22 protein-coding genes are annotated in these 23997 nt (G+C 67.4%); 13 read left to right on the plus strand and 9 right to left on the minus strand.

Annotation, left to right across the window (positions count from 1 at the left end; translation table 11 throughout):
- Positions 1 to 3: 3 nt before the first annotated feature.
- Positions 4 to 1125 carry a transaldolase gene (gene tal / locus J6U32_RS15605; RefSeq protein WP_208791134.1) on the minus strand — a complete coding sequence of 374 codons (1122 nt, stop codon included), beginning with the start codon at positions 1123 to 1125 and terminating at the stop codon, positions 4 to 6.
- Positions 1126 to 1215: 90 nt separating this feature from the next.
- Positions 1216 to 3294, minus strand: coding sequence for a transketolase (tkt, locus tag J6U32_RS15610; protein ID WP_208791135.1), 2079 nt, complete (start codon positions 3292 to 3294; stop codon positions 1216 to 1218).
- Positions 3295 to 3644: 350 nt separating this feature from the next.
- Here tkt and J6U32_RS15615 point away from each other — a divergent pair, with 350 nt between their 5' ends.
- Positions 3645 to 4679: a heme o synthase gene (locus J6U32_RS15615; RefSeq protein ID WP_208791136.1), complete on the plus strand. Its 1035-nt coding sequence runs from the start codon at positions 3645 to 3647 to the stop codon at positions 4677 to 4679.
- A 17-nt stretch (positions 4680 to 4696) separates the two neighbouring features.
- On the opposite strand, the gene J6U32_RS15620 is transcribed toward J6U32_RS15615, so the two are convergent.
- Together J6U32_RS15620 and J6U32_RS15625 are read right to left on the minus strand one after the other, a co-directional pair.
- On the minus strand, positions 4697 to 5662 hold the full coding sequence (locus tag J6U32_RS15620) for a quinone oxidoreductase family protein (RefSeq protein ID WP_208791137.1): 966 nt from the start codon (positions 5660 to 5662) through the stop codon (positions 4697 to 4699).
- A gap of 37 nt (positions 5663 to 5699) precedes the next feature.
- Complete coding sequence (locus J6U32_RS15625; RefSeq protein ID WP_006370306.1) at positions 5700 to 6221, minus strand: phosphoribosyltransferase; 522 nt, start codon at positions 6219 to 6221, stop codon at positions 5700 to 5702.
- Positions 6222 to 6311: 90 nt separating this feature from the next.
- On the opposite strand from J6U32_RS15625, the gene J6U32_RS15630 reads away from it, so the two are divergent.
- On the plus strand, positions 6312 to 6701 hold the full coding sequence (locus J6U32_RS15630; protein ID WP_208791138.1) for a hypothetical protein: 390 nt from the start codon (positions 6312 to 6314) through the stop codon (positions 6699 to 6701).
- Between the two features lie 39 nt (positions 6702 to 6740).
- On the opposite strand, the gene J6U32_RS15635 is transcribed toward J6U32_RS15630, so the two are convergent.
- Positions 6741 to 7133, minus strand: coding sequence for a MerR family transcriptional regulator (locus J6U32_RS15635; RefSeq protein ID WP_208791139.1), 393 nt, complete (start codon positions 7131 to 7133; stop codon positions 6741 to 6743).
- 51 nt (positions 7134 to 7184) lie between these two features.
- Between J6U32_RS15635 and J6U32_RS15640 the strand changes: the two genes are divergently transcribed.
- Complete coding sequence (locus tag J6U32_RS15640; RefSeq protein WP_208791140.1) at positions 7185 to 8039, plus strand: alpha/beta fold hydrolase; 855 nt, start codon at positions 7185 to 7187, stop codon at positions 8037 to 8039.
- A 23-nt stretch (positions 8040 to 8062) separates the two neighbouring features.
- On the opposite strand, the gene J6U32_RS15645 is transcribed toward J6U32_RS15640, so the two are convergent.
- The 4 genes from J6U32_RS15645 to mptB all read right to left on the minus strand — a co-directional run bounded on the left by J6U32_RS15645 (position 8063) and on the right by mptB (position 12830).
- A complete protein-coding gene (locus J6U32_RS15645; protein WP_208791141.1) occupies positions 8063 to 9055 on the minus strand; it encodes a COX15/CtaA family protein in 993 nt (330 codons plus the stop codon).
- Between the two features lie 52 nt (positions 9056 to 9107).
- Positions 9108 to 9926 (minus strand): ABC transporter permease, encoded by an 819-nt coding sequence (locus J6U32_RS15650; RefSeq protein ID WP_208791142.1) that lies wholly within the window; start codon positions 9924 to 9926, stop codon positions 9108 to 9110.
- Positions 9923 to 10897, minus strand: coding sequence for an ABC transporter ATP-binding protein (locus tag J6U32_RS15655; RefSeq protein ID WP_208796156.1), 975 nt, complete (start codon positions 10895 to 10897; stop codon positions 9923 to 9925). The genes J6U32_RS15650 and J6U32_RS15655 overlap by 4 nt, the downstream gene beginning before the upstream one ends.
- Before the next feature lie 118 nt (positions 10898 to 11015).
- A complete protein-coding gene (mptB, locus tag J6U32_RS15660) occupies positions 11016 to 12830 on the minus strand; it encodes a polyprenol phosphomannose-dependent alpha 1,6 mannosyltransferase MptB (RefSeq protein ID WP_208791143.1) in 1815 nt (604 codons plus the stop codon).
- A 121-nt stretch (positions 12831 to 12951) separates the two neighbouring features.
- Between mptB and J6U32_RS15665 the strand changes: the two genes are divergently transcribed.
- The 10 genes from J6U32_RS15665 to J6U32_RS15710 all read left to right on the plus strand — a co-directional run bounded on the left by J6U32_RS15665 (position 12952) and on the right by J6U32_RS15710 (position 23994).
- Positions 12952 to 13827, plus strand: coding sequence for a helix-turn-helix transcriptional regulator (locus tag J6U32_RS15665; RefSeq protein WP_244332011.1), 876 nt, complete (start codon positions 12952 to 12954; stop codon positions 13825 to 13827).
- Positions 13824 to 15296 (plus strand): Fe-S cluster assembly protein SufB, encoded by a 1473-nt coding sequence (gene sufB, locus J6U32_RS15670; RefSeq protein WP_208791145.1) that lies wholly within the window; start codon positions 13824 to 13826, stop codon positions 15294 to 15296. Before J6U32_RS15665 ends, sufB begins: the two co-directional genes overlap by 4 nt.
- Positions 15296 to 16468: a Fe-S cluster assembly protein SufD gene (gene sufD, locus J6U32_RS15675; protein WP_208791146.1), complete on the plus strand. Its 1173-nt coding sequence runs from the start codon at positions 15296 to 15298 to the stop codon at positions 16466 to 16468. The genes sufB and sufD overlap by 1 nt, the downstream gene beginning before the upstream one ends.
- A gap of 72 nt (positions 16469 to 16540) precedes the next feature.
- On the plus strand, positions 16541 to 17314 hold the full coding sequence (sufC, locus tag J6U32_RS15680) for a Fe-S cluster assembly ATPase SufC (RefSeq protein WP_208791147.1): 774 nt from the start codon (positions 16541 to 16543) through the stop codon (positions 17312 to 17314).
- Positions 17315 to 17351: 37 nt separating this feature from the next.
- Positions 17352 to 18659 carry a cysteine desulfurase gene (locus tag J6U32_RS15685; protein WP_208791148.1) on the plus strand — a complete coding sequence of 436 codons (1308 nt, stop codon included), beginning with the start codon at positions 17352 to 17354 and terminating at the stop codon, positions 18657 to 18659.
- Entirely contained in the window at positions 18659 to 19141 is a 483-nt protein-coding gene (sufU, locus tag J6U32_RS15690) for a Fe-S cluster assembly sulfur transfer protein SufU (protein WP_020171393.1), read from the plus strand. Before J6U32_RS15685 ends, sufU begins: the two co-directional genes overlap by 1 nt.
- Positions 19138 to 19527, plus strand: coding sequence for a metal-sulfur cluster assembly factor (locus J6U32_RS15695; protein ID WP_208791149.1), 390 nt, complete (start codon positions 19138 to 19140; stop codon positions 19525 to 19527). The genes sufU and J6U32_RS15695 overlap by 4 nt, the downstream gene beginning before the upstream one ends.
- A gap of 6 nt (positions 19528 to 19533) precedes the next feature.
- The gene (locus tag J6U32_RS15700) at positions 19534 to 20001 is read left to right on the plus strand and encodes a DUF1992 domain-containing protein (RefSeq protein WP_208791150.1); all 468 of its coding nucleotides are present in this window, start codon (positions 19534 to 19536) and stop codon (positions 19999 to 20001) included.
- A gap of 40 nt (positions 20002 to 20041) precedes the next feature.
- Positions 20042 to 21424 carry a 3' terminal RNA ribose 2'-O-methyltransferase Hen1 gene (locus tag J6U32_RS15705; protein ID WP_208791151.1) on the plus strand — a complete coding sequence of 461 codons (1383 nt, stop codon included), beginning with the start codon at positions 20042 to 20044 and terminating at the stop codon, positions 21422 to 21424.
- Complete coding sequence (locus J6U32_RS15710; RefSeq protein WP_208791152.1) at positions 21421 to 23994, plus strand: polynucleotide kinase-phosphatase; 2574 nt, start codon at positions 21421 to 21423, stop codon at positions 23992 to 23994. Before J6U32_RS15705 ends, J6U32_RS15710 begins: the two co-directional genes overlap by 4 nt.
- The last annotated feature ends 3 nt before the right edge of the window (positions 23995 to 23997 follow it).

Consider the following 23997-nt stretch of genomic DNA (forward strand, 5'->3'; position numbering starts at 1 on the left):
TGTTCAAGCCTTCTTCGCGGCGTCGAGTTGCTCGGCGGTGGCCGCGAGCAATTCGTTCCAGGCCTCCTCGAACTTGCTGACGCCCTCGTCCTCGAGGACGACGAAGACATCGTCGAGGTCGACGCCGAGGCCGGCGACCTTGTCGAAGACCTCCTGCGAAGCTGCCGAGGTACCGATGATCGAGTCGGTGTTGACCCAGCCGTGGTCGGCGAAGGCCTCCATCGTCTTGCCCGGCATGGTGTTGACGGTGTTCGGCGCGACGAGCTCGCTGACGTAGAGGGTGTCGGGGTAGTCGGCGTTCTTGGTGCCGGTCGAGGCCCACAGCGGCCGTTGGGGATTGGCGCCCTTGTCGACCAAACCGTGGAAGCGTGACTCGACCTCGAAGATCTCCTGGTAGGCGGCGTAGGCCAACCGGGCGTTGGCCAGCGCCGACTTGCCCTTCAACGCGGTCGCCTCGGGTGTACCGATGGCGTCGAGACGCTTGTCGATCTCGGTGTCCACGCGGGAGACGAAGAACGAGGCGACCGAGTGGATCGTCGAGAGATCGTGACCGGCTTGCGCGGCGGCCTCGATGCCCGACAGGTAGGCGTCCATCACGCCCTGGTAGCGCTCGACGGAGAAGATCAGGGTGACGTTGACGCTGATGCCCTCGGCGAGTACCCGGGTGATCGCCGGCAGCCCGGCCTTGGTGGCGGGAATCTTGATCAGCAGGTTCGGGCGATCGACGATCTTCCACAGTTCGATGGCTTGGGCCACCGTCTTGTCGGTGTCGTGGGCGAGTCGGGGATCGACCTCGATCGACACCCGACCGTCGACACCGTGCGACTCGGTGAACACCGGTGCGAGGACGTCGCACGCGTTGCGGACGTCGTCGGTGGTGACGGTGCGGATGGTGGCATCGACGTCGGCGCCACGGGCGGCGAGCTCGTTGACCTGCTCGTCGTAGGCGTTGCCCTTCGACAGCGCGGCCTGGAAGATCGACGGGTTGGTGGTCACGCCGACCACCGAGCGGGTGTCGATGAACTCCTGCAGACCTCCCGAGGAGATCAGGTCGCGGGACAGGTCATCCAGCCACACCGATACACCGGCGGCGGACAATTCGGCGAGCTTGGCGTTCTGGGTCACGGTTCTCTCCTTGCGTGCATCGCGTGGTGTCCTTGTGGGGCACGCGATTTCGGTGTGTTCGGTTGTGGTGGAAGGCGTTCGGGCGCGGGTTCAGGCGCCGACGACGCGCTGCGCGGCGGTGGCCACGGCGTCGGCGGTGATGCCGAATTTCTCGTAGAGCACCTTGTAGTCGGCCGAGGCACCGAAGTGCTCGAGGGAGATGATCTCCCCGGTGTCGCCGACGACCTGGTACCACGGCATGGCGATGCCGGCCTCGACGGAGACGCGCGGCACCGACGGCGGAAGCACCGAATTGCGGTATTCCGCGTCCTGCTCGAAGAACCACTCGAAGCACGGCATGGACACCACACGTGCGCGGATACCCTTGTCGGCCAAGGTCTTCTGTGCCTCCACGGCGAGCTGGACCTCCGAGCCGGTACCGATCAGCACGACCTGCGGCTCGCCGTCGGCCTCCGACAGCACGTACGCACCGGCGGCGACACCCTCGTACGAGGTGCCCTCCAGGACCGGCACGCCCTGACGGGTCAGGCACAGGCCGACCGGATGGTCACGCCGGGTGAGTAGGTGGCGCCAGGCGTGGGCGGTCTCGTTGGCATCGGCCGGACGGACCACATCGAGGTTCGGGATGGTGCGCAGCGCCGCGAGGTGCTCGACCGGCTGGTGGGTCGGACCGTCCTCGCCGAGACCGATCGAGTCGTGGGTCCAGACGTAGATCGGGTCGATCGCCATCAGCGACGCCAACCGGACCGCGGGCCGCATGTAGTCGGCGAACTGCAGGAAGGTACCGCCGTAGGCGCGGGTGGGGCCGTGCAGCACGATCCCGGACAGAATCGAGCCCATGGCGTGCTCGCGGATACCGAAGTGCAGGGTGCGGCCGTAGGGGTTGGCCGTCCAGGTCTTGGTGCTGATCGACGACGGTCCGAACGAGTCGACATCGTCCATCGTCGTGTTGTTCGAGCCCGCGAGATCGGCTGAGCCACCCCACAATTCGGGCAGGATCGGTCCGAGCGCGGAGAGGACCTTGCCCGAGGCGGCGCGGGTGGCCAGCGCTTTGCTGCCCGGCTCCCAGCTCGGCAACACGTCGGTCCAGCCGTCGGGGAGTTCGTGCGACCACAGGCGGTCGAAGAGCGCCTTGCGCTCGGGGTTGGCCGCGGCCCAGGCGTCGAAGTCCTTCTGCCACTGCGCGTGTGCGGCGGCGCCGCGCTCGGTGAGCGCGCGGGTGTGGGCGATGACCTCGTCGGAGACCTCGAAGTTCTTGTCGGGATCGAAGCCGAGGACCTTCTTGGTGGCGGCGACCTCGTCGGCGCCCAGCGCGGACCCGTGGATTGCGCCGGTGTTCATCTTGTCCGGGGCGGGGTACCCGATGATGGTGCGCAGCACGATCAGCGACGGCTTGTCGGTGACCTGCTTGGCCGTCTCGATCGCGGCCTCGATCGCGGTGACGTTCTCGCCGCCGGAGACATGCTGCACATGCCACCCGTAGGCCTCGTAGCGGGCGGCGGTGTCCTCGGTCAGCGCGATCTGGGTGTCGTCCTCGATCGAGATGTGATTCTTGTCGTAGAAGACGATCAGGTTGCCGAGTTCCTGCGCGCCGGCCAGCGACGACGCCTCGGAGGTGACGCCCTCCTCGATGTCACCGTCGGAGGCGATCACGTAGATGTGATGGTCGAACGGGCTGGCACCGGCCGCGGCGTCCGGATCGAACAGGCCGCGCTCGTAGCGTGCGGCGTAGGCCATGCCGACCGCCGAGGCCAGTCCCTGCCCGAGTGGACCGGTGGTGATCTCGACGCCACGCGTGTGATGCAGCTCCGGGTGACCGGGGGTCTTCGATCCCCAGGTGCGCAGGTCCTCGATGTCGGACAGCTCCAGTCCGAAGCCACCCAGATAGAGCTGGATGTACTGGGTGAGGCTGGAATGCCCGCACGACAACACGAACCGGTCGCGACCGACCCAATGGGTGTCGGTCGGATCGTGGCGCATCACCCGCTGATACAGCAGGTAGGCCAACGGGGCCAGGCTCATCGCGGTGCCCGGATGGCCACTCCCACACTTCTGGACCGCATCCGCGGCGAGGACCCGAACGGTGTCCACGGCGCGCGAATCGACCTCGGTCCACCACTCGGGGTGGGCCGCAGCGGTGAGTTCGCGGATCTCGTCTGTGTCTGCCACTGTTCTGCAGTCTCCTGTACCTATCGGGGTGCGTGCGCTCGCCGCAGCGGGGATTCGAGCAGCGGGGATTCGAGGGTCGACGCCACGCCGGACGGAACGCGAGCCGTCACATGTGGTGGACGTCGGAGGGGCCTCACTGCTCCCAGAGTAATCGGCCACCGCCCGCCCATGCCCGGCAACCTTGTCTGCGGCGCGCGTCGCGGCGCGTGCTGGGGCTCGCGGCCTGCTCGGCGCACGCAATTCTTCGATCGGGTGGGGCAGCGTCTACCATGCTGTGTAGTAGCCGTGGCGCGCTGTTCGAGAGCCGGTCAACTGCCCTGAGCGCGTCCTTCGGGCAGGTAGGAGTGGACGTGAGGATTGGGGAACGTGTGAGCGGAGAAGGCACCGCTCCCGGCGGATCCACCTCCGCTCGGCACACCCAGTCCCGTGAGTCCGGCGTCGCAGAGCCGACCGACGGCGTCGTCGAGGACACCGGCGCGACGTGGCCGCAGCGCATCCGGGCCACCGTTCTGGCCTACATCGCGCTCACCAAGCCGCGCGTCATCGAACTGCTCCTCGTCGCCACGATCCCGGTCATGCTGCAGGCCAACCGCGGCCACGTCGACATCGCGGTCATCCTGTTCACCCTGCTCGGCGGCTGGCTCGGAGCCGGCAGTGCGAACACGCTGAACATGGTCGCCGACGCCGACATCGACAAGAAGATGCGGCGCACCGCGCGCCGGCCGCTGGCCCGTAAAGCGGTCGCCACACGCAGTGCGCTGATCTTCGGGATCGTGTTGTGGGTGGCGTCGTTCCTGGTGCTGTTCTTCGCCGCGAACCTGCTCAGCGCCCTGTTGGTGACGGCGACCATCGGCTTCTACGTCGGCGTCTACACGATGATCCTCAAGCGGCGTACCTGGCAGAACGTCGTATGGGGTGGGGCCGCGGGCTGCATGCCGACCCTGGTCGGCTGGGCGGCGGTGACCGGCAGCCTGAGTTGGCAGCCGGTGGTGCTGTTCCTGGTCATCTTTTTCTGGACGCCACCGCACACCTGGGCGCTGGCCATGCGGTATCGCGAGGACTACAAGGCGGCCGGCGTGCCGATGCTCCCGGTGATCGCCTCCGACGAGCACGTGACCCGGCAGATGCTCTTCTATACGTGGGCCACGGTGCTCGCGTCACTGGCGCTGATCCCGGCGGCGAGTTGGATCTACGCGGCGGTCGCTGTGCTGGCCGGCGCCTGGTTCCTCAGCCGGGTCCACAAGCTCTACCGCGACACCCGGCAGGGTGCCGAGGTGACGCCGCTCAAGATCTTCCTGCAGTCCAACGAGTACCTGGCGATCCTGTTCTGCGGACTGGCGATCGACGCCGTCGTGAACCTCCCGGTCATCACGCACGTCTTCTAGATCGCCGAGGTAATTCGTCAGTTCGGCACGAGAACCGACGTTCCGGTGGTACGCCGGCCCTCGAGATCGGCGTGAGCCTGTTCGGCATCGGCGAGACGGTACCGCTGACCGACGCGCACCTCGACGCCGTCGGCGAGTGCTCCGAGATACTCCGATGCGCGCCAAGCCAATTCGTCGCGATCGGCGATGAAATGCGCCAGGGTCGGTCGGGTCACCGACAACGAGCCCGCGCTGTTGAGACGCTGCAGATCGAACGGTGGCACCGGGCCGCTGGCCGCGCCGAAGAGGACCACGAATCCGCGGATGCCGGTCGCTGCCACCGACTGGTCGAAGGTGTCGGCGCCCACCCCGTCATAGGTGACCCGCACCCCGTCGCCGTCAGTGAGACCTCGTACCTGCTCGACGAGGTCGTCGCCGTAGCGGAGCACGTGGTCGGCGCCGGCCGCGGCCGACAGTTCGGCCTTCTCGTCCGAGGACACCGTTGTGATGACCCGCAGACCCTTGCGCTTGGCCAGCTGGGTGAGGATCAGTCCAATGCCGCCGGCGCCTGCGTGCAGCAGGATCGCGTCGCCCTCGGCGGGATGCGCGCTGCCGTCGAGCAGATAGTGCGCAGTCAGCCCACGCAACAACGAACTCCCGGCGACCTCGTCGGAGACACCGTCGGGGATCGGCACCGCGCGAGTGGCACGGACCGCCACGAGCTCGCCGTAGCTGGCCGGGGCGTCGCACCAGCAGACACGGGTGCCGACATCGAGATCGGAGACCTCCGAGCCGACCGCCACGATCTCGCCGGCGCCCTCGGTGCCGGGCACGTACGGCGGATGTGAGGGGTACAAGCCTCGGCGCAGGTAGGTGTCGATGAAGTTGACGCCGACGGCGGTGACGCGAACGAGAACCTCGTCGGGCGCGGGGATCGGGTCGTCGACCGTCCCATAGCTCAAGACATCCGGACCGCCGTGTCGAGTGACCTGAATTGCGCGCATGAGTCGTTTCTACACCCCGGCCGAGACGTCGGAATCATCACGGTTTCTCGGCGGCTCCGGTGACCGGGGGTTCCACCGACCACGGGAAATCGATCCACTTGGCGGTGGTGCGCCAGCAGTAGTCGGGCGTGGTGATCGTGTGCGGCTTTTGGTAGATCACCGCGTTGCGGACCTCGGCGACGCGGCCCTGATGTTCGCAGAAGTCGTCGACGAGGGCGAGGGTCTTGCCGGAGTCGGCGACATCGTCGACGACGAGCACCTTCTGATCGTGCAGTCCACTGCTCTCCAGCAGTGACGGCAGCATCACCGGTTCGGCCAGGGTCTCGCCGATGCCGGTGTAGAAGGCCACGTTCAGCGAGATCATCAGCTTGCAGTCGAGCGCATAGGCGATCGCGCCGGCCGGGATGAGGCCTCCGCGGGCGATGCCCAGGATGATGTCGGGGACGAAGCCGTCGTCGGCGATCTGCTGGGCGAGGTCGCGGCATGCCCGGCCGTTCATCTCCCAGGTCAGCTTTTCGCGCTCGTCGGGAGCCGGCGGGGTCGTGGCGGAGGCGTTCATGGCAATGACTCTGCCAAGTTTCGGGCGGCGGCACATGTCGAGCGCGTTGGTGGCACGTGTCTACCCGGCGGCCCCACCTCGGTATGCTCGATGACCATGAGCGAGCAGCCCGCAGCCGAGAACTCCGAGACCCCTGCCGACGCCCCGACCGTGTCGGTACCACGTGACGTGGTGTCCTCGATCGAGAAGTTCGTCAGCCGGGAAGGCGGGTCGGCGAAAGCCGTCTTGCAGCCGATCGGCGCGGCCGGCGTGCGGATCACGCTCGTGGGCGAGCAGGGGGGCATCCTCGGTGATCGCGTGGTCGCCGACCTCGCGACCGCCACAGCGGTCGTGGATGCGGTGGCCGGCGTCGAGACCGCCGAGTGGGACCGCGATCTGACGTCGTCGACGACCGTCGAGCCGTCGCACTATCGCAAGATGGCCGGCTGGGTCGCCGGACAAAAGCACTTTCCCAAGCCGCGTAATCAAGCCATTCTCTGAGCCGGTATCCCGGGACTGGAAGCCGGGGTGACCGGGGATTCAGCCGGTTTCCTCGGGCTCGACCGGGTCCGACCCGGCGAAGACACTGCACTCCGGGCACCGGGTCAACAGGTCGTGCCGACATTCCAGGACATGGACGAGGAACGACTCCGCGTCCGCCAATCGACGGCGCTGCACCCGGATCTCGTCGATCCGTCGATCGATGATCTGGCGGCGCTCGGCTGCGCCGCGATCGAGCACGACGCGTATTTCTCGCAAGCTCATTCCGACGTGCTGGCACGCGCGTAGTACGTGTAGACGGCTCACGTGCTCGGCGCTGTACTCGCGATGCCCGGCCGGGGTGCGGTCGGGCACGACGACGCCCATGTCATCCCAGTGACGCAGGACATGTACTTCGACGCCTACCAGTGCGGCCGCCTCGGCGATGCGCATCACCACATCATGCCTTGACCTCAGGTCGACCTGAGGTCCTACGGTTCGGGAATGCCTGTCACAGCCGATGCATTGCCCACGCCCGCCATCGTCGAGATCGACGGCGCCGCCATCGCGACCTATGTCCTCGAGCCCCCTCGGAGCCGGCGGGAAGGCCCCGATGTGGTGTGCATGCACGGTACTCCGTGGTCGGCGGAGGTGTGGTGGCCGGTGGCCCGGCGATTGGCCGATCGTCACCGTGTCTTCCTGTGGGACATGCCCGGCTACGGTCGGTCAACCAAGAGCCCGGAGGTGCCGGTTGATCTGATCGCGCAACGGCAACGCTTCGCCGAACTCGTGCGTATCTGGAACCCGTCCCGCCCCCACGTACTCGCGCACGACATCGGCGGGGCGGTTGCGCTCGGCGCGCATTTGTTCAACGAAGTCGCGATGAGCAGTCTTTACCTGCTCGACGCGGTGACGCTGCGCCCATGGGGCTCTGCGTTCTTCGCGCTGGTGGGCAAGCACGCCGAGGATTTCCAACAACTTCCCGCGGATCTGCACGAGGCGCTCGTGCATCGCTACATCGCCGGTGCCGCCGTCGTCGATCTGTCGCACGACACAGTGCGCGGGCTGGTCGAACCGTGGCTCGGTGAGGTGGGTCAAGCTGCGTTCTATCGACAGGTCGCGCAGCTGTCGGAGGATCACACCGAACCGATCTGTGCGCGACTGGCGGACGTCACATGTCGGGTCGAGATCGGCTGGGGAGTGAACGATCCGTGGTTGCCGGTCGAACAGGCCGGCCGCCTTCGAGACGCGTTGCCCGGCGATGTCGTCGTCACGCTGCTCGACGGCGTCGGGCACCTTGCACCCCTGGAACGCACAGAGGAACTCATCGGGCACATTCGGCGCTGGCTCGTGCGGTGAGGTCGCGTGGGCCTCCAGCGCCCTCAGGTGAGGGGTACCGGGTCTCCAGATGGGCTGTCCGACAACCGGAACCACAGCACCAACCAGGTGGCTCCGATCAGCAGCAGCCCGCTGCCCAGCATGTGCAGCAGCACCAGCAGGATCGGCAGGTCGGTGAAGTACTGCACCATGCCGATGATCCCCTGCAGGACCAGCAGCCCCGCGTAGGTGAGGGCCGCCCGGGATTGCGGCATCCGCATGACCCGCGTGATGACCACGATCGCGATTGCCAAACCGATGAGGACGAAGACCGAGTCGGCGTGGAGCTGCGTCGTCTGCGACGGGGTCAGGCCGTTGCGGTGGGCATGGACGTCGCCGGCGTGCGGGCCGGAACCGGTGACGACGGTGCCGAGATAGATCGCGATCCACGTCACCGCGTACACGAGCCACGCCATGATCAGGCCGACGCGTGCGGCGATACCCGCCACCGCGGACTCCCGTGGATACGGGCTGGTGCGGAACACGAGCACCGTGGCTCCCGACACCAACAGCATCGACAGCAGGAAGTGCAGGGAGACCACCCACGGGTTCAGGTCGGTCAGGACGGTGATGCCGCCGACGACACCCTGAAAGGGAATGCCCAGCGCGAGCAGGACCACCAGGACACGGTTGCGGCGCTGCGACGACGCCTGACGCCACACCGCGACGACCGCGGCGATCGCGATGATGGTGAGTACCCAGGTGAGCATGCGGTTACCGAATTCGATGGCCGCGTGATAGCCCATCGCCTCATGCGGGACGAACGAGCCGTCGGTGCACTGCGGCCAGGTGGGACACCCCAACCCGGAGCCGGTCAGGCGGACGGCACCGCCCGTGACGACGATGCCCACATTGGCGACCAGCAGAGCGATCGCCCAGCGATGGACGAAACGGATCGTCGGGCGGCCGAAGCCGGGGACACGGGCCAGGCCGGAGCGCGTCGTCGCCACGGGCGCGGGCCGGTCGGCTGCCGCGGGGGTCTTCTCTGAAGTCGTCATCGGGGTCCCGCAATCGTGAGGGCTGTTGGGGGAGTGGGCAGGTGGGTCGGTGTCACTCGAATCGGAACCACCTGACCGCGAGGGCGCCGCTGACCGCCGCCCACGCCAGCAGCACCACGATGCCGACGACATCGACGCTGCCGTGTGTGGCCTGCTCGAGGGCTTCGGTGAGCGCACCGGAGGGCACACATCGGGCCACCCACCACACGGCGTCGGGGATCCGTGACTGCATCACGACCACGCTGCCGATGCCGACCATCGCGAACCACAGCAGATTGGCGAGAGCGAGCACCACCTCGGCCTTCAGCGTGCCGCCCAGGAGAAGGCCCATCGCCGAGAAGGCGGCGGTACCCAGGGCGATCACGAGTGCGCCGATCGCCAGTCCGCCGAGGCCGGGACGCCAGCCGAAGCCGGCGCCGATGGCGCCGATGATCACCGACTGCAACACCACCACGGCCACCACCGCCAGCGACTTGCCGACGATGATGCCCCACCGCGGAATCGGGGTCGCCCCAAGGCGTTTGAGTGCTCCGTAGCGCCGGTCGAAGCCGACGGCGATGGCCTGCCCGGTGAATGCCGTCGACATCACCGCGACGGTCATGATGGCCGGGACGAAGGTCGCCGCGCGTTCGGCGGTGCTCGATCCGAGGTCGGTGTCGAGGGGAAGCAGGCACAATCCGATCAACAACGTGATCGGGATGAACATGGTGAGGAGTAGTTGTTCGCCGTTGCGCAACAACAGCCGAAGTTCGAGACGGGTCTGCGCCGCGAGCATCGCCACGAGCGGCGCCGCCCCGCCACGTGGGGTGAAGGTGCCCGGCGGGAAACGCACCGGGCCCGCGGTCGATCCCACGGTTGTCGAATCGGTCATCGCAACGCCCTGCCGGTCAGATCCAGGAATACGTCTTCGAGGCTGCGTGTCTCCACGCGCAGATCGGTCGCGAGCACATTGATCTTGGCGCACCACGCGGTGACCGTCGCCAATACCTGTGGGGTCATCGACCCGACGACCAGATAGCTGCCGGGCGCGGTCTCCGAGCACACATACCCCTCGGGCAGCGCCAGCGTCAGCAACGCCAGGTCGAGTCCGCGCGGAGCGCTGAACCGCAGTTCGTTCTCGGCACCACGGCTGGTGAGATCGGCGGGCGTACCGGCCGCGACCACCCGACCGCTGTCGATGATGACGACGTGATCGGCGAGGTGCTCGGCTTCGTCCATCAGGTGGGTGGTCAGCAGCACCGACACCCCGTCGCCGCGCAGGCGGTCGATGATCTCCCACACGACGAGCCTGGCGTGCGCGTCGAGACCTGCGGTCGGCTCGTCGAGGAACACCAGTTCGGGGCGCCCGACGATGGCGCACGCCAACGACAACCGCTGCTGTTGGCCACCGGAGAGGCGGCGAAACGGTGTGCGGGCGGCATCGCGCAGACCCAGCGCGTCGAGCAGCCAGTCCGGGTCGATCGGGTCGGCGCAATACGACGCGCACAGCCGCAGCATCTCCTCGGCGCGCGCGCCGGGGTAGGCGCCGCCACCCTGCAGCATCACCCCGACGCGCCGGCGTAGTTGATCGTTGTCGTGCCGGGGATCGAGGCCGAGCACGGTGACCGTTCCCGCGTCGGGGCTCAAGAAGCCCTCACAGATCTCGACCGTGGTGGTCTTGCCCGCGCCGTTGGGGCCGAGGAGCGCGAGGATCGACCCTGCGGGGAGTTCCAGATCGAGACCGTCGACCGCGGTCCGGTCGCCGAAGCGTTTGACCAGTCCGCAGACCTGAAGGGCGGGGGCATCGACGCCGATGACTGTCCGCGCTTCGGGGGACGGGCCGGCGAGGTGACGGTCCGTCATCGGATCGTCGCTCGACGGCGAGGAGGTCGCGCTGCGCACACTGGTCAGACTATGCCTTCGTGCGCACAGGTAAAAAACCGTCGACCCCGTGCACTCGCATCGGCGTGAACGCCGTCGATCACGCCGCGGTGTCGGTGTGTTCGGGGGTCGGGTGCTTCGACCAGCGCCGTCTCGGACGCCATCGGGGCCAGTCCTCGAAGAACAGTGCCGTCATCACCGCGACCATGATCACACCGGCCAGCAACCCCTGGGCGAGGACCACGCCGCTGGTATTCGAGCTGGTGGGCATCACGACGATCGCGATGATGGCCGAGACGGTGATGGTCGCGATACGGAACCACGGCCGGGTCGCCCAGGCCGCGAGCGGGATGACCGCCCAGAGCAGATACCAGGCCTGGACGAAGGGGAAGAAGACGACGACCGTCGCCATCGACACACCCAACGCACCCAACGGGTGCAGGCGTCCGGCCAACGTCGCGAGCATCCAGCGGACGACGAAGACCGCGGCGATGATCTGTCCGAGGGGACGGACGACGTCGAGGATCGCTTGGGTCTGGTCGCCGAGGCCGAGGAAGACCCCGACCCGCCCGGCCGACACCGACAGCAACGTCGGCATCGACATCCACGACCGCACGACTGCTCCGGTCGACAGTGTCGAGGTCCAGCCGAAGCCGAGGCCGGTGCCCACGCAGATGACCACCATCACGACGGCGAGCACGGCACCGAGCAGGCCCGCGGAGGCGGCCAACGCCCACACCGTGGCGCGTGATCTCGCCCACCACTGGCGAATCGGTGCCCCACGCAACGCGGGCAGGCATGCACCCCACCGTTGGGCCAATGCGATCCCCACGAACCCGAGCGCGAGGACGGAGGTGAACTTCACCAGTGAGCTGGTCGCGATCACGGCTGCTCCGGCGAGCAACAGCCACCCCGCACCGGTCGGACGCCACGATCCGGGCGTCCGGAGCCGCTGCGCACCGTAGATCGCGCGGAAGCACAACTCGATGCCGACCAGCATCAGTCCGAGCATGAGGGCTTCGTTGTGGATGCCGCCCACCAAATGCAGGATGACCAGCGGGTTCATCGCCCCCAACCACAATGCGGCGACCGGCGAGACCCCGCAGCGCCGGGCCAGCCGCGGCAGCGCCCACACGATCAACGCCAGACCGACCAGCGCAACGAGTCGGTGCAGGAAGATCGCCGCGGTGATGTTGTCGCCGGTCACCGCGGTGATGCCCTTGCCGATCCAGATGAAGAACGGTCCGTACGGCGCCGGTGTGTCACGCCACAGGTTGGGCACCGATCTGGTGAGGACGTTGCCCACGCCGAGTCCGTGCAGCGGGCTGACCGTGTAGGGGTCCATCCCGCGGTAGGCGATCGCCGATTGCGCGAGATAGGAGTAGATGTCCTTGCTGAGCAGGGGAGGCGCGACGATGATCGGCGCGATCCACAGCAGAAGGGTGCGATCGGCCTGCTGGCGGGTCATCCGGCGCGCCGGACTGCGGCCGTGCAGGACCTCGACGCTGAAACGTCCGACCGCGAACCGCCCGATCAAAAGCCATGCGACGACGAGCATGATGGTGCCGCCGATCGACAGGGTCAGCGCGGTGCTCCACATGCGCGACGGCAGTGACAGCACGCGCATCCCGGCCACCGGGTTCTGGAGTACCGGGATCTGCCCGGTGCCCAGCGACCCGACGAGCATCAGGATGGTGCCGGTGGCCCCGAACAACTTGATGCGCAGTAGGCGGCGGTTCTCGGCGGCGTCGAGGGGACCCACCTCGTGTTCGGGGTCGTGGAGTTTGGCCACGGTGATGCCGTAATCGCCGCGGCGATCGGGATCGCGCCTGGTCCGCCGTGCTGGTGCGCTCAACCCGACGTAGTCCAGGGTTCGGCGCAGCACCGAGGCCTCTGACGCGGGTGATTCCGACACACGACGACTGTAGTGGGTGACCGGCCGCGATCGCGTCGGGGCGGGGCGCGCGAGGTCGGCGCTAAGGGCACCCTTGCTGGCACGAGGGAATCAATTACGTCACACTCGTGTTGTGAAAACCATGCGCGGTGATGTTGTGCGGGGCGAAACCGTGCCCGACGCCGCCCATCATGGTGTCCACGCCGATGGGCAGACGCGGGCTGCGGTCATCTCCCTGCTCGTGGAGGACGGGCCGTTGACGGCAGGAGAGATCGCCGACCGGCTCGGGATCAGCGCTGCCGGAATCCGTCGTCATCTCGACGCGCTCACCGCGGCGGGCGATGTCGAGGAAGCATCCCCGGCGTTCGGCCAGCGAGGCGGTCGGGGACGTCCGGCGAAGTGGTTCCAGCTGACCGCGGTCGGCCGGGGCAAGCTCCGCCACGCCTACGACGATCTCGCCGGCGCGGCGATGCGCAAGCTGCGTGACCTCGGCGGTTCCGGAGCGGTCGCGGACTTCGCCCGCGAACGGGTGGAACGCATCGTCGACGGCATCGATCCCGCGACCGATCCGTCCACGGTTGCCGGGACCGTCACCGAGATCGCCGAGGCACTGACCAGTGCCGGATACGCCGCGAACACCCGGCAGGTCGGCGCAGGTATGCAGATCTGTCAGCACCACTGCCCGGTGGCACACGTGGCCACCGAGTTCCCCGAGTTGTGCGAAGCGGAGACCGCGGTATTCACTGAGCTGCTCGGCACGCACGTGCAGCGACTGGCGACCATCGCCAACGGCGACTGCGCGTGCACCACCCATGTTCCGCTCCCGCATCCCGATCCACCCCCGGATGCCACCGAACAGTCGGATCCCGAAGAGCACCAACTGGATCCCGAAGAACATCAGCCGGATCCCGAAGAACATCAGCCGGATCCCGAAGAACAGCAGCACCGCACGACCCCGACGAGTGATGCACAGCCCGCATCCGCTCGACACCCCCAGAGTCGAAAGGCTTCGCGATGACAGTCACCGATCCCACGGTCACCACCGCCGGCGAGTCCACCCCGGTCGGTAAGGCGGCGCCGCTCACGCAGGAAGAGACCATCGCGTCGTTGGGCACGTACGGCTACGGCTGGGCCGACTCCGACGTCGCGGGCGCCAGCGCCCAGCGTGGTCTGTCCCCGGCGGTCGTCGCCGACATCTCGGGCAAGAAGTCCGAGCCGCAGTGGATGCTCGATCAGCGTCTCAAGGCGCTCAAGATCTTCGATCGCAAGCCGATGCCGCACTGGGGTGCCGAACTCGACGGCATCGACTTCGACAACATCAAGTACTTCGTGCGTTCGACCGAGAAGCAGGCCACCTCGTGGGAGGAACTGCCCGAGGACATCAAGAACACCTACGACAGGCTCGGCATCCCCGAGGCGGAGAAGCAGCGGCTCGTCGCCGGCGTGGCCGCGCAGTACGAGTCCGAGGTGGTCTATCACCAGATCCGGGAGGATCTCGAGGCGCAGGGCGTCATCTTCCTCGACACCGACACCGGTCTCAAGGAGCACCCGGAGCTCTTCCAGGAGTACTTCGGGTCGGTCATCCCGGCCGGTGACAACAAGTTCTCCGCGCTGAACACCGCGGTGTGGTCGGGCGGCTCGTTCATCTACGTCCCGCCGGGTGTGCACGTCGACATCCCGCTGCAGGCCTATTTCCGGATCAACACCGAGAACATGGGCCAGTTCGAGCGGACGCTGATCATCGTCGACGAGGGTGCCTACGTGCACTACGTCGAGGGGTGCACCGCACCGATCTACAAGACCGACTCGCTGCACTCCGCTGTCGTCGAGATCATCGTCAAGAAGGGTGGTCGGTGCCGCTACACGACCATCCAGAACTGGTCGAACAACGTCTACAACCTGGTCACCAAGCGCGCCAAGGCCGAGGCCGGCGCCACCATGGAGTGGATCGACGGCAACATCGGGTCCAAGGTGACCATGAAGTACCCGGCCGTGTGGCTCACCGGTGAGCACGCCAAGGGCGAGGTGCTCTCGGTCGCTTTCGCCGGCGAGGGGCAACATCAGGACACCGGCTCCAAGATGGTGCATCTCGCGCCCAACACCTCGAGCAACATCGTCTCCAAGTCGGTCGCGCGTGGCGGTGGCCGCGCCTCCTACCGCGGTCTGATCAAGATCAACAACGGCGCGCACGGCAGCCGGTCGACGGTGAAATGCGATGCGCTGCTTGTCGATACCATTTCGCGCAGCGACACCTACCCGTATGTCGACATCCGCGAGGACGATGTCACGATGGGGCACGAGGCGACCGTGTCGAAGGTCAGCGACGATCAGCTGTTCTACCTGATGAGTCGCGGACTGACCGAGGACGAGGCGATGGCCATGGTGGTCCGCGGCTTCGTCGAGCCGATCGCCAAAGAACTCCCGATGGAGTACGCGCTCGAATTGAACCGTCTCATCGAACTCCAGATGGAAGGAGCCGTCGGCTGATGGCCGATCCGACATTGCCGGTGGTCTCCGCCGGACCGGTCAACAAAGGCGAGCAGTTCACGTCGTTCGACGTCAACGCCTTCGAGGTACCCAGCCCGCGCGAGGAGGCGTGGCGGTTCACCCCGTTCCGCCGCCTACGCGGTCTGCATGACGGCACCGCCGAGCGCACCGCGGAGGCGACCGTGACGGTCAGTGGCGCGGGCGACGGGGTCACCGTCGACAGCGTCGGGCGCGTCGACGAGCGTCTCGGCCAGGGTGGCGTTCCCTTCGATCGCATTGCCGCGCAAGCATATTCGTCGTTCACCGAGGCCACCGTGGTGACGGTCGGACGAGAGGTCGAGCTCGGCGAGCCGGTCACCATCGAGGTCACCGGACCCGGCGAGGGTCAGACGGCGTTCGGTCACCTGCAGATTCGCCTCGAACCGTTCGCGCGTGCCGTCGTCGTCCTCGATCAGAAGGGCAGCGGCACGTACGCGGAGAACGTCGAGTTCGTCGTCGGTGACTCCGCCGCACTGACGGTCGTCAACGTCCACGACTGGGCCGACGACGCCGTGCACGTGGCCGCCCACCACCTACGGGTGGGACGTGACGCCACGGTTCGCCATTTCGCGATCAGCCTCGGCGGCAACCTCGTTCGCCTGTCGCCGGTGGTGCACTACGACGCACCCGGCGGCGACGTCGAATTGTGGGGTCTGTACTTCGCCGACGCCGGCCAACACCTCGAACAGCGTCTGCTCGTCGATCACAGCCAGCCCAACTGCCGCTCCAACGTGGTGTACAAGGGTGCGCTGCAAGGCGATGCGACCGACCGTGCGCGCGAGGCACACACCGTGTGGATCGGTGACGTGCTGATCCGCCCCGAGGCCGAGGGCACCGACACCTTCGAGTTGAACCGCAACCTGGTGCTCACCGACGGCGCACGCGCCGACTCGGTGCCGAACCTGGAGATCGAGACCGGCGAGATCGTCGGCGCCGGACACGCCAGTGCCACCGGCCGATTCGACGACGAGCAACTGTTCTATCTGCAGGCCCGCGGCATCCCCGAGGATCAGGCCCGACGGCTGGTCATCCGCGGATTCTTCGGCGAGATCATCGCCAAGATCGCGGTTCCCGAGCTCCGCGAACGACTCGAGGCGGCCGTCGAGGCCGAACTCGAGATCGCCGGCGCCTGACCGGCCGACGCAGAAGCCTCGCACCGGACATCAGCCCACACGCACCCACAGACACCCATCAAGGAATCAATCGTGAGCACACTGGAAATCCGTGACCTGCACGTCGACGTCGCCCAGAGCGATGCCGACGCCGAACCCATCCACATCCTCAAGGGTGTCGATCTGACCGTGAGCTCGGGCGAGACGCACGCGATCATGGGGCCCAACGGATCCGGCAAGTCGACGCTGTCCTACGCCATCGCCGGGCACCCGAAGTACCAGGTGACCCAGGGTTCGATCACCCTCGACGGTGAGGACGTCCTGGAGATGAGTGTCGACGAACGCGCGCGCGCCGGACTGTTCCTGGCGATGCAGTACCCCGTCGAGGTGCCCGGCGTGTCGATGTCGAACTTCCTGCGAACCGCGGCGACCGCGGTGCGCGGTGAGGCACCCAAGCTGCGCCACTGGGTCAAGGAGACCAAGGAGGCGATGACCGCCCTCGAGATCGACCCGTCCTTCGCCGAACGCAGTGTCAACGAGGGCTTCTCCGGTGGCGAGAAGAAGCGCCACGAGATCCTGCAGCTCGACCTGCTCAAGCCGAAGATCGCGATCCTCGACGAGACCGACTCCGGCCTCGACGTCGACGCGTTGCGTGTGGTCAGCGAAGGCGTGAACCGCTACAAGGAGGCCGAGAACGGTGGCATCCTGCTGATCACGCACTACACCCGAATCCTGCGCTACATCAAGCCCGATCACGTCCACGTGTTCGTCGGCGGCCGCATCGTCGAATCCGCGGGCCCGGAACTCGCCGACGAACTCGAGGACAACGGCTACGTACGTTTCACCTCGGCGGCCGCGAGCCGCTGACCCGGTGCACGACGCCGGGTCTGTGAAAGGAGCACTCGTGACTCTCTCCGCAGACGCCGTCGAGACCGGGACCACCGGCCTCGACATCGCCGCAGTGCGTGCGGATTTCCCCATCCTGGCGCGCACCGTCCGCGACGACAAACCGCTGGTGTACCTCGACTCCGGGGCCACCTCGCAACGGCCACTGCAGGTTCTCGACGCCGAGCGTGAGTTCCTGACGACCCGCAACGCCGCGGTCCACCGCGGTGCGCACCAGCTCGCCGAGGAGGCGACCGACGCCTACGAGGCGGCACGGGAGACCATTGCCGGTTTCGTCGGCGCCGCACCCGACGAGATCGTGTTCACCAAGAACGCCACCGAGGCACTGAATCTGGTGACCTACACCCTCGGCGACGACCGCAGCGCAGCGATCCTGGGTGGCCGCGCACTCGGTGAGGGTGACTCCGTCGTCGTCACCGAGCTCGAGCACCACGCGAATCTCGTTCCCTGGCAAGAACTCTGCCGACGCACCGGTGCCACCCTGAAGTGGTACGGGGTCACCGGCGGGGATTCGGCCGATGCAGGCCGGATCGATCTGGACTCGCTGGACCTCGACGAGTCCGTCAAGGTGGTGGCGTTCACCCATCAGTCCAACGTGACCGGTGCGGTCGCCGACGTCGCTGAACTGGTGCGCCGGGCGCGTGCGGTGGGCGCGCTGGTGGTCCTCGACGCCTGCCAGTCGGTGCCGCACATGCCGGTCGACTTCACCGCACTCGACGTCGATTTCGCGGCCTTCTCCGGGCACAAGATGTTCGGACCGTCCGGTGTCGGTGTGCTCTACGGCAAGCAGGCGCTGCTGAATGCGTTGCCGCCCTTCCTGACCGGTGGTTCGATGATCGAGACCGTGTCGATGGAGGTGTCGACGTACGCGCCCGCGCCGCAACGGTTCGAGGCCGGGGTGCCGATGACCTCGCAGGTCGTCGGACTCGGCGCGGCGGTCGACTATCTCCGGCTGCTGGGCATGAACGCTGTTGCCGCACACGAGCACTCACTGGTCGAGCGAGCGCTGTCGCAGCTCGGCGAGATCGGTGGCCTGCGCATCATCGGTCCGACCACCACCACAGACCGCGGGGGAGCGGTGTCGTTCGTCGTCGACGGAATCCACGCCCACGATCTCGGGCAGATCCTCGACGACGAGGGAGTCGCCATTCGTGTCGGTCACCACTGCGCGTGGCCGCTGCACAAGCGGTTCGGTGTCGCCGCAACCGCACGCGCGTCGTTCGCCGCATACAACACCCTCGACGAGGTCGATGCGCTCGCCGCAGCGATCCGCAAGGCGCAGAACTTCTTCGGGGTGAACGCCTGATGCGCATGGAGCAGATGTATCAGGACGTGATCCTCGATCACTACAAACATCCGCACGGCCGTGGTCTGCGCGAGCCATTCGGCGCCGAGGTCGCCCACGTCAATCCGACCTGCGGGGACGAGGTGACCCTGCGGGTCGCCCTGAGCGACGACGGCACCACCGTCGCCGACGTCTCCTACGACGGGCAGGGCTGTTCGATCTCGCAGGCCTCGACATCGGTGCTCTACGACCAGATCGTCGGGTTGCCGGTCGAGCAGGCGTTGGCGACCGTCGACTCGTTCTCCACGATGATGACCTCGCGTGGCAAGGACGACGGCGACGAGGACGTCATCGGCGACGGCATTGCCTTTGCCGGGGTGAGCAAGTATCCGGCGCGGGTCAAGTGCGCCCTCCTGGGATGGCTGGCGTTCAAGGACGCGTTGGCACGATCGGTCGAGGCACTCGAATCGCAACCAGCATCGCAAGGAGCGGAGACAGCATGAGCATCAATCCCGACGCGGCCGACGTCGACACCACAGCCGGTGTCCCGGCGCCGACCGGCCCGAGTACGTCGCTGCCGCAGTACGACGACGTCGAAGAGGCCATGCGCGATGTTGTCGACCCCGAACTGGGGATCAACGTCGTCGATCTCGGACTCGTCTACGGCATCGAGATCACCGACGATGCCGTCGCGAAACTCGACATGACGCTGACCTCGGCGGCCTGCCCGCTCACCGATGTGATCGAGGATCAGACCCGCGGGGCACTGGTCAACAGCGGACTGTGCACCGAGGTCGAGATCAACTGGGTCTGGCTGCCGCCGTGGGGCCCGGACAAGATCACCGACGACGGCCGCGAGCAACTGCGCGCCCTCGGGTTCACCGTCTAGCGGCCGGTGACCGGACCGGACGGCGGCGACCCCGCATCCACCGGACCCGAGGGACACTTCCGACGGGTACGGCGGTGGCGTCCGCAGCGTCACGAGTCACGGGTCGAGAAGATGATCCGCGAGGCGACCGAGCGTGGCGAGTTCGACAATCTGCCCGGAATGGGTAAGCCGCTCAACCTGTCCGGACTCGACGACCCCGATTGGTGGGCCAAGCAGAAGATCCGCGACGAAGACCTCGACTCGACCGCACTGCTGCCACCCACCCTGCAACTGCGCAAGGAGCGCGACACCTTCCCGGAGTCGTTGCGCGGCATCTCCGACGAAGGTTTGGTCCGCACGATCCTGACCGACTTCAACACCCGGGTGAAGCAGGACCGGTTGCGTCCGAGCGTCGGCCCGGCCTCACATCTGGTGTGCCGCACCGTCGACGTCGAGGAGATGGTGCAACGCTGGCGGTTGTCGCGACACAGCTGACCGGCCAAAACCGTTTGCCCCCACCGATAGTGTGGTCGGCGTGTTGATGACCGTGGAAGTACGTGGCGGGCCGGCGAGCCCGGCGACCGATGTCGGCTACCTGCTGCACAAGCATCCCGATCGGGTCCAGCGATTCCCGACCAGCCAGGGCGTGGCCACCGTCTTCTACCCGATCGCCGACGACGACCGGTGCCGGATCGCCATGCACGTCGACGGCACCGGGATCCGTCCGACGCGCGATTCCGGGACATCGCGATACGTCACCGCCGCGCCGTACGAGGCGTCCACCCGCATCGTGGTCGCACTGGGCAAGGTGTTCGGTGACGCACTGGCCGGACGCTGCCACCAGCGGCCCGAGTTGGTCGACCGAACATGGGATCTCACCATCCGCGCCGCCGCGGTCCCGTGCGCCGGTGGCCCCGACAACCCCAGAGCCACCGACACCCTGAGTGCCGAGGATCTCTTCGAACCACTCGGCTGGACCGTCGAGATGACACGCGAGGCGCTGGTGCCGGCGGAGTGGGGCAGTTCCGACCACGGGGTGCTCACCGTGCGCGGATCGTTTCGCGTCGTCGACGCCCTGCGGCATCTCGCCGTTCTCGTCCCGGTTCTCGCCCGCGACAAGCACTACTTCGTCGACGACGCCGAGATAGAGAAGTTGGTGCGGCTCGGTGACTCGTGGCTGCCCGCCCACCCCCACGCCGCGGCCATCACCCGCGCGTATCTGAAGAACCTGCCGGGCCTTGCCGAGCGGGCGATCATCATGGTGTCCGGAGCGGATGCGCCGGCCGCAGGCGTCACAGATACACGGAAACGTCTGTCGCACAACAGGACAGAGGAGGTTGTCGGTCTCCTGTCGGCATCCGGCGCACGTTCTGTCCTCGATGTCGGTTGCGGGGAGGGGCGACTGTTGGCCGAACTGGCGGCACGCACCCCGATCCCGCGACTCGCCGGAGTCGACGTCTCGGCGGATGCACTGCACCGTGCGGCGCGACGGTTGGAGCTCGTACGGCAGGTCGAGCTCTGGCAATCGTCGCTGATGTATGCCGATCCACGCTGCTCCGGATACGACGCCGTGGTGCTGATGGAGGTCATCGAGCACATCGACCGCGGGCGGCTGCCGGTGGCGATGGCCTCGGTGTTCGACGACATGGCACCGGCCACCGTCGTCGTGACCACGCCCAATCGAGAGTTCAATGCCCGTTACGGGTTGGCCGCCGGCGAATTGCGTCACCCCGACCACCGTTTCGAGTTCGACCGCACCGAGTTCGCCGACTGGTGCGCCGCGGTCTCCTCGGAGTTCGCCTACACCCATGTTCGTGGCGGAATCGGTGACCGGGATGTCGAGGCGGGGTCGCCGACCCAGTACGCCGTGTTCACCCGCACCGATCGCACACCGTCGCCGGAAGGGGTGAAACGATGACCGTCCTCGAAATCCCCGACCTGTGCCTGGTGGTCATGGTGGGAGTGTCCGGATCCGGCAAGTCCACCTTCGTTCGCCGTCACTTCGACACCACTGAGGTGCTGTCGTCGGATGCCTTGCGCGCCATGGTCGCCGACGACCCCACCGATCAGTCGGCCACCGCCGATGCCTTCGCGGTGCTCTCCGACGTCGCCGGACGGCGTCTGCGCCGTGGCCTGTTGACCGTGGTCGACGCGACCTCGCTGCGTCCGGAGGATCGTCGGGTGTTGCTCGACCTCGCACGCGAGGCAGACGTCTTCGCGGTCGCGATCCTCCTCGACGTCCCGCGCGGCGAACTCACCAGGAGAGCGTCGGTCACCGGCACCGACGAGGGTGTTCTCGCACGGCAGTACAACCTGCTCCGCAACAGCCGAAAAGTGCTGCGCAAGGAAGGGTTCCGGTACGTCCATCATCTCGACGGAGTCGCCGGGATCGACGCCGTCCAGGTCGTCCGAACCCGCCTGTACCACGACAAGCGCGATCTGCACGGGCCGTTCGACATCATCGGCGACGTCCACGGATGTGCCACCGAACTCGTCGACCTGCTGCGCGCCCTCGAGTGGGTGGTCGAGGTGGGTGACGACGGCCGCGTCCGCGGCGTCCCCGAACACCCGCAGGGCCGTACGGCGGTCTTCGTCGGCGATCTCGTCGACCGTGGTCCGGACAGTCCACAGGTCATCGCGGTGGTCCGGGCGATGGTCGATGCCGGCCGCGCACTCTGCGTGCGCGGCAATCACGAGGAGAAGCTGGTGCGGTTGCTCCGCGCCGGAGCGGGCACCGGGCGCGGGGCAGGTGGTGCGGAGATCCGCGCGCGACACGGTGCCGATCTGACGCTGGCGCAGCTCGCACAGACGACCGACGAGTTCCGCTTGGAGGCAACAGAATTCCTCGACGGTCTGATCACCCAGCTCGTGCTCGACGACGGACGACTCGTCGTCGCGCACGCAGGGCTCGCCGAGCGCTATCACGGACGCACATCGGGGCGGGTTCGCAGCGCGGCGCTCTACGGTGAGACCACCGGTGAGACCGACCGCTGGGGTTTTCCGGTGCGGATCGACTGGGCCCGGGACTATCGCGGGCAGGCGCAGGTCGTGTACGGACACACCCCGGTGCCGCAGGCGGCGTGGGTCAACAACACGATCTGCATCGACACCGGATGCGTGTTCGGCGGCGCGTTGACCGCGTTGCGCTACCCGGAGCGGGAGGTCGTGTCGGTGCCGGCGCGGGCGACGTACTTCGACGCCGGTCGTCCGCTCGGCTACGGGCACAGCGCAGCCGACGACCGCGTGCGCGCACGGCTGCACCGTGCCGATGTCCTCGGAAAGCGCTCCATCCGAACCGGATACGGGCCACCGGTGTCGATTCGTGCCGAGAACGCGGCGGCCGCTCTCGAGGTGATGTCGCGATACTCCGTCGACCCACGATGGTTGCGCTACCTGCCGCCGACGATGAGTCCGATCGGCTCGGATCGTGACGATCTCCTGGAGAGTCCCGGCGCCGCGTTCACGTTCTTCCGTGAGCAGGGCATCTCGACCGTGATGTGCGAGGAGAAGCACATGGGGTCGCGCGCGATCATGGTGCTCACCGCCGACGAGGACACCGCGTTGCGTTGTTTCGGGGTGCGCGGTGGCAGCGGCGCCATGTACACGCGCACCGGTCGGCCCTTCTTCGACGGCTCCGACGAGCACGCGCTCCTGGCGCGGGCACGCACCGCGGTGGCGGAGTTGTTCGACCGGCTGGACGCGACATGGCTGATCCTCGACGCCGAACTGCTGCCGTGGAACATCAAGGGCGAGAGTCTGGTTCGGGAGGAGTTCGCGGAGGTCGCCGCGGCCGGCCGAGCCGAGACCGAGATGTTGCACGACGAACTATCCCGCGCACTGGCCCGCGGTCTGTCGGTGGACGCCGAGCTCGATGCCCTCGGGCGTCGCCGAGCCGACCTCGGCGCGTTCACCGACGCCTACGCGGGCCATGTGCACCCGGGCGCCGGAATCGACGACGTTCGTATCGCGCCATTCGAGGTGCTGGCCTGCGGGGGTGGCTCGGCGGGGGAGATGACACTCGAGTCTCGTTCGCACGCATGGCATCTTGACACCATCGCGACACTGGTCGACGCCGACGACGGACTGTTCACCCGAACCCGCCACCGCGTCGTCGACGTCGATGACCGGCGCTCGTGTGCGGCTGCGGAGCAGTGGTGGGCGGATCTGACATCGGCGGGTGGCGAGGGGATGGTCGTCAAACCGTACGCCAATGCGGTGCGCGACAATGCTGGACGCGTGCCGCCGGCCGGGGTCAAGGTCCGCGGCCGCGAGTACCTGCGGATCGTCTATGGGCCGTCGTACCTCGATGACCTGGCGCGCTTGCGGTCTCGCGATCTGCGGCACAAGCGGTCGATGGCAGCGCGTGAATATCGGCTGGGCCGTGAGGCCCTCGCCCGTCACGTGGCTGGGGCTCCGCTCTGGCAGGTGCACGAGTGCGTCTTCGGGGTGCTGGCGCTGGAATCCGAGCCCGTCGACACCCGCCTGTGAGCA

The organism is Gordonia polyisoprenivorans (assembly GCF_017654315.1).
GTDB classification, from domain to species: domain Bacteria; phylum Actinomycetota; class Actinomycetes; order Mycobacteriales; family Mycobacteriaceae; genus Gordonia; species Gordonia polyisoprenivorans_A.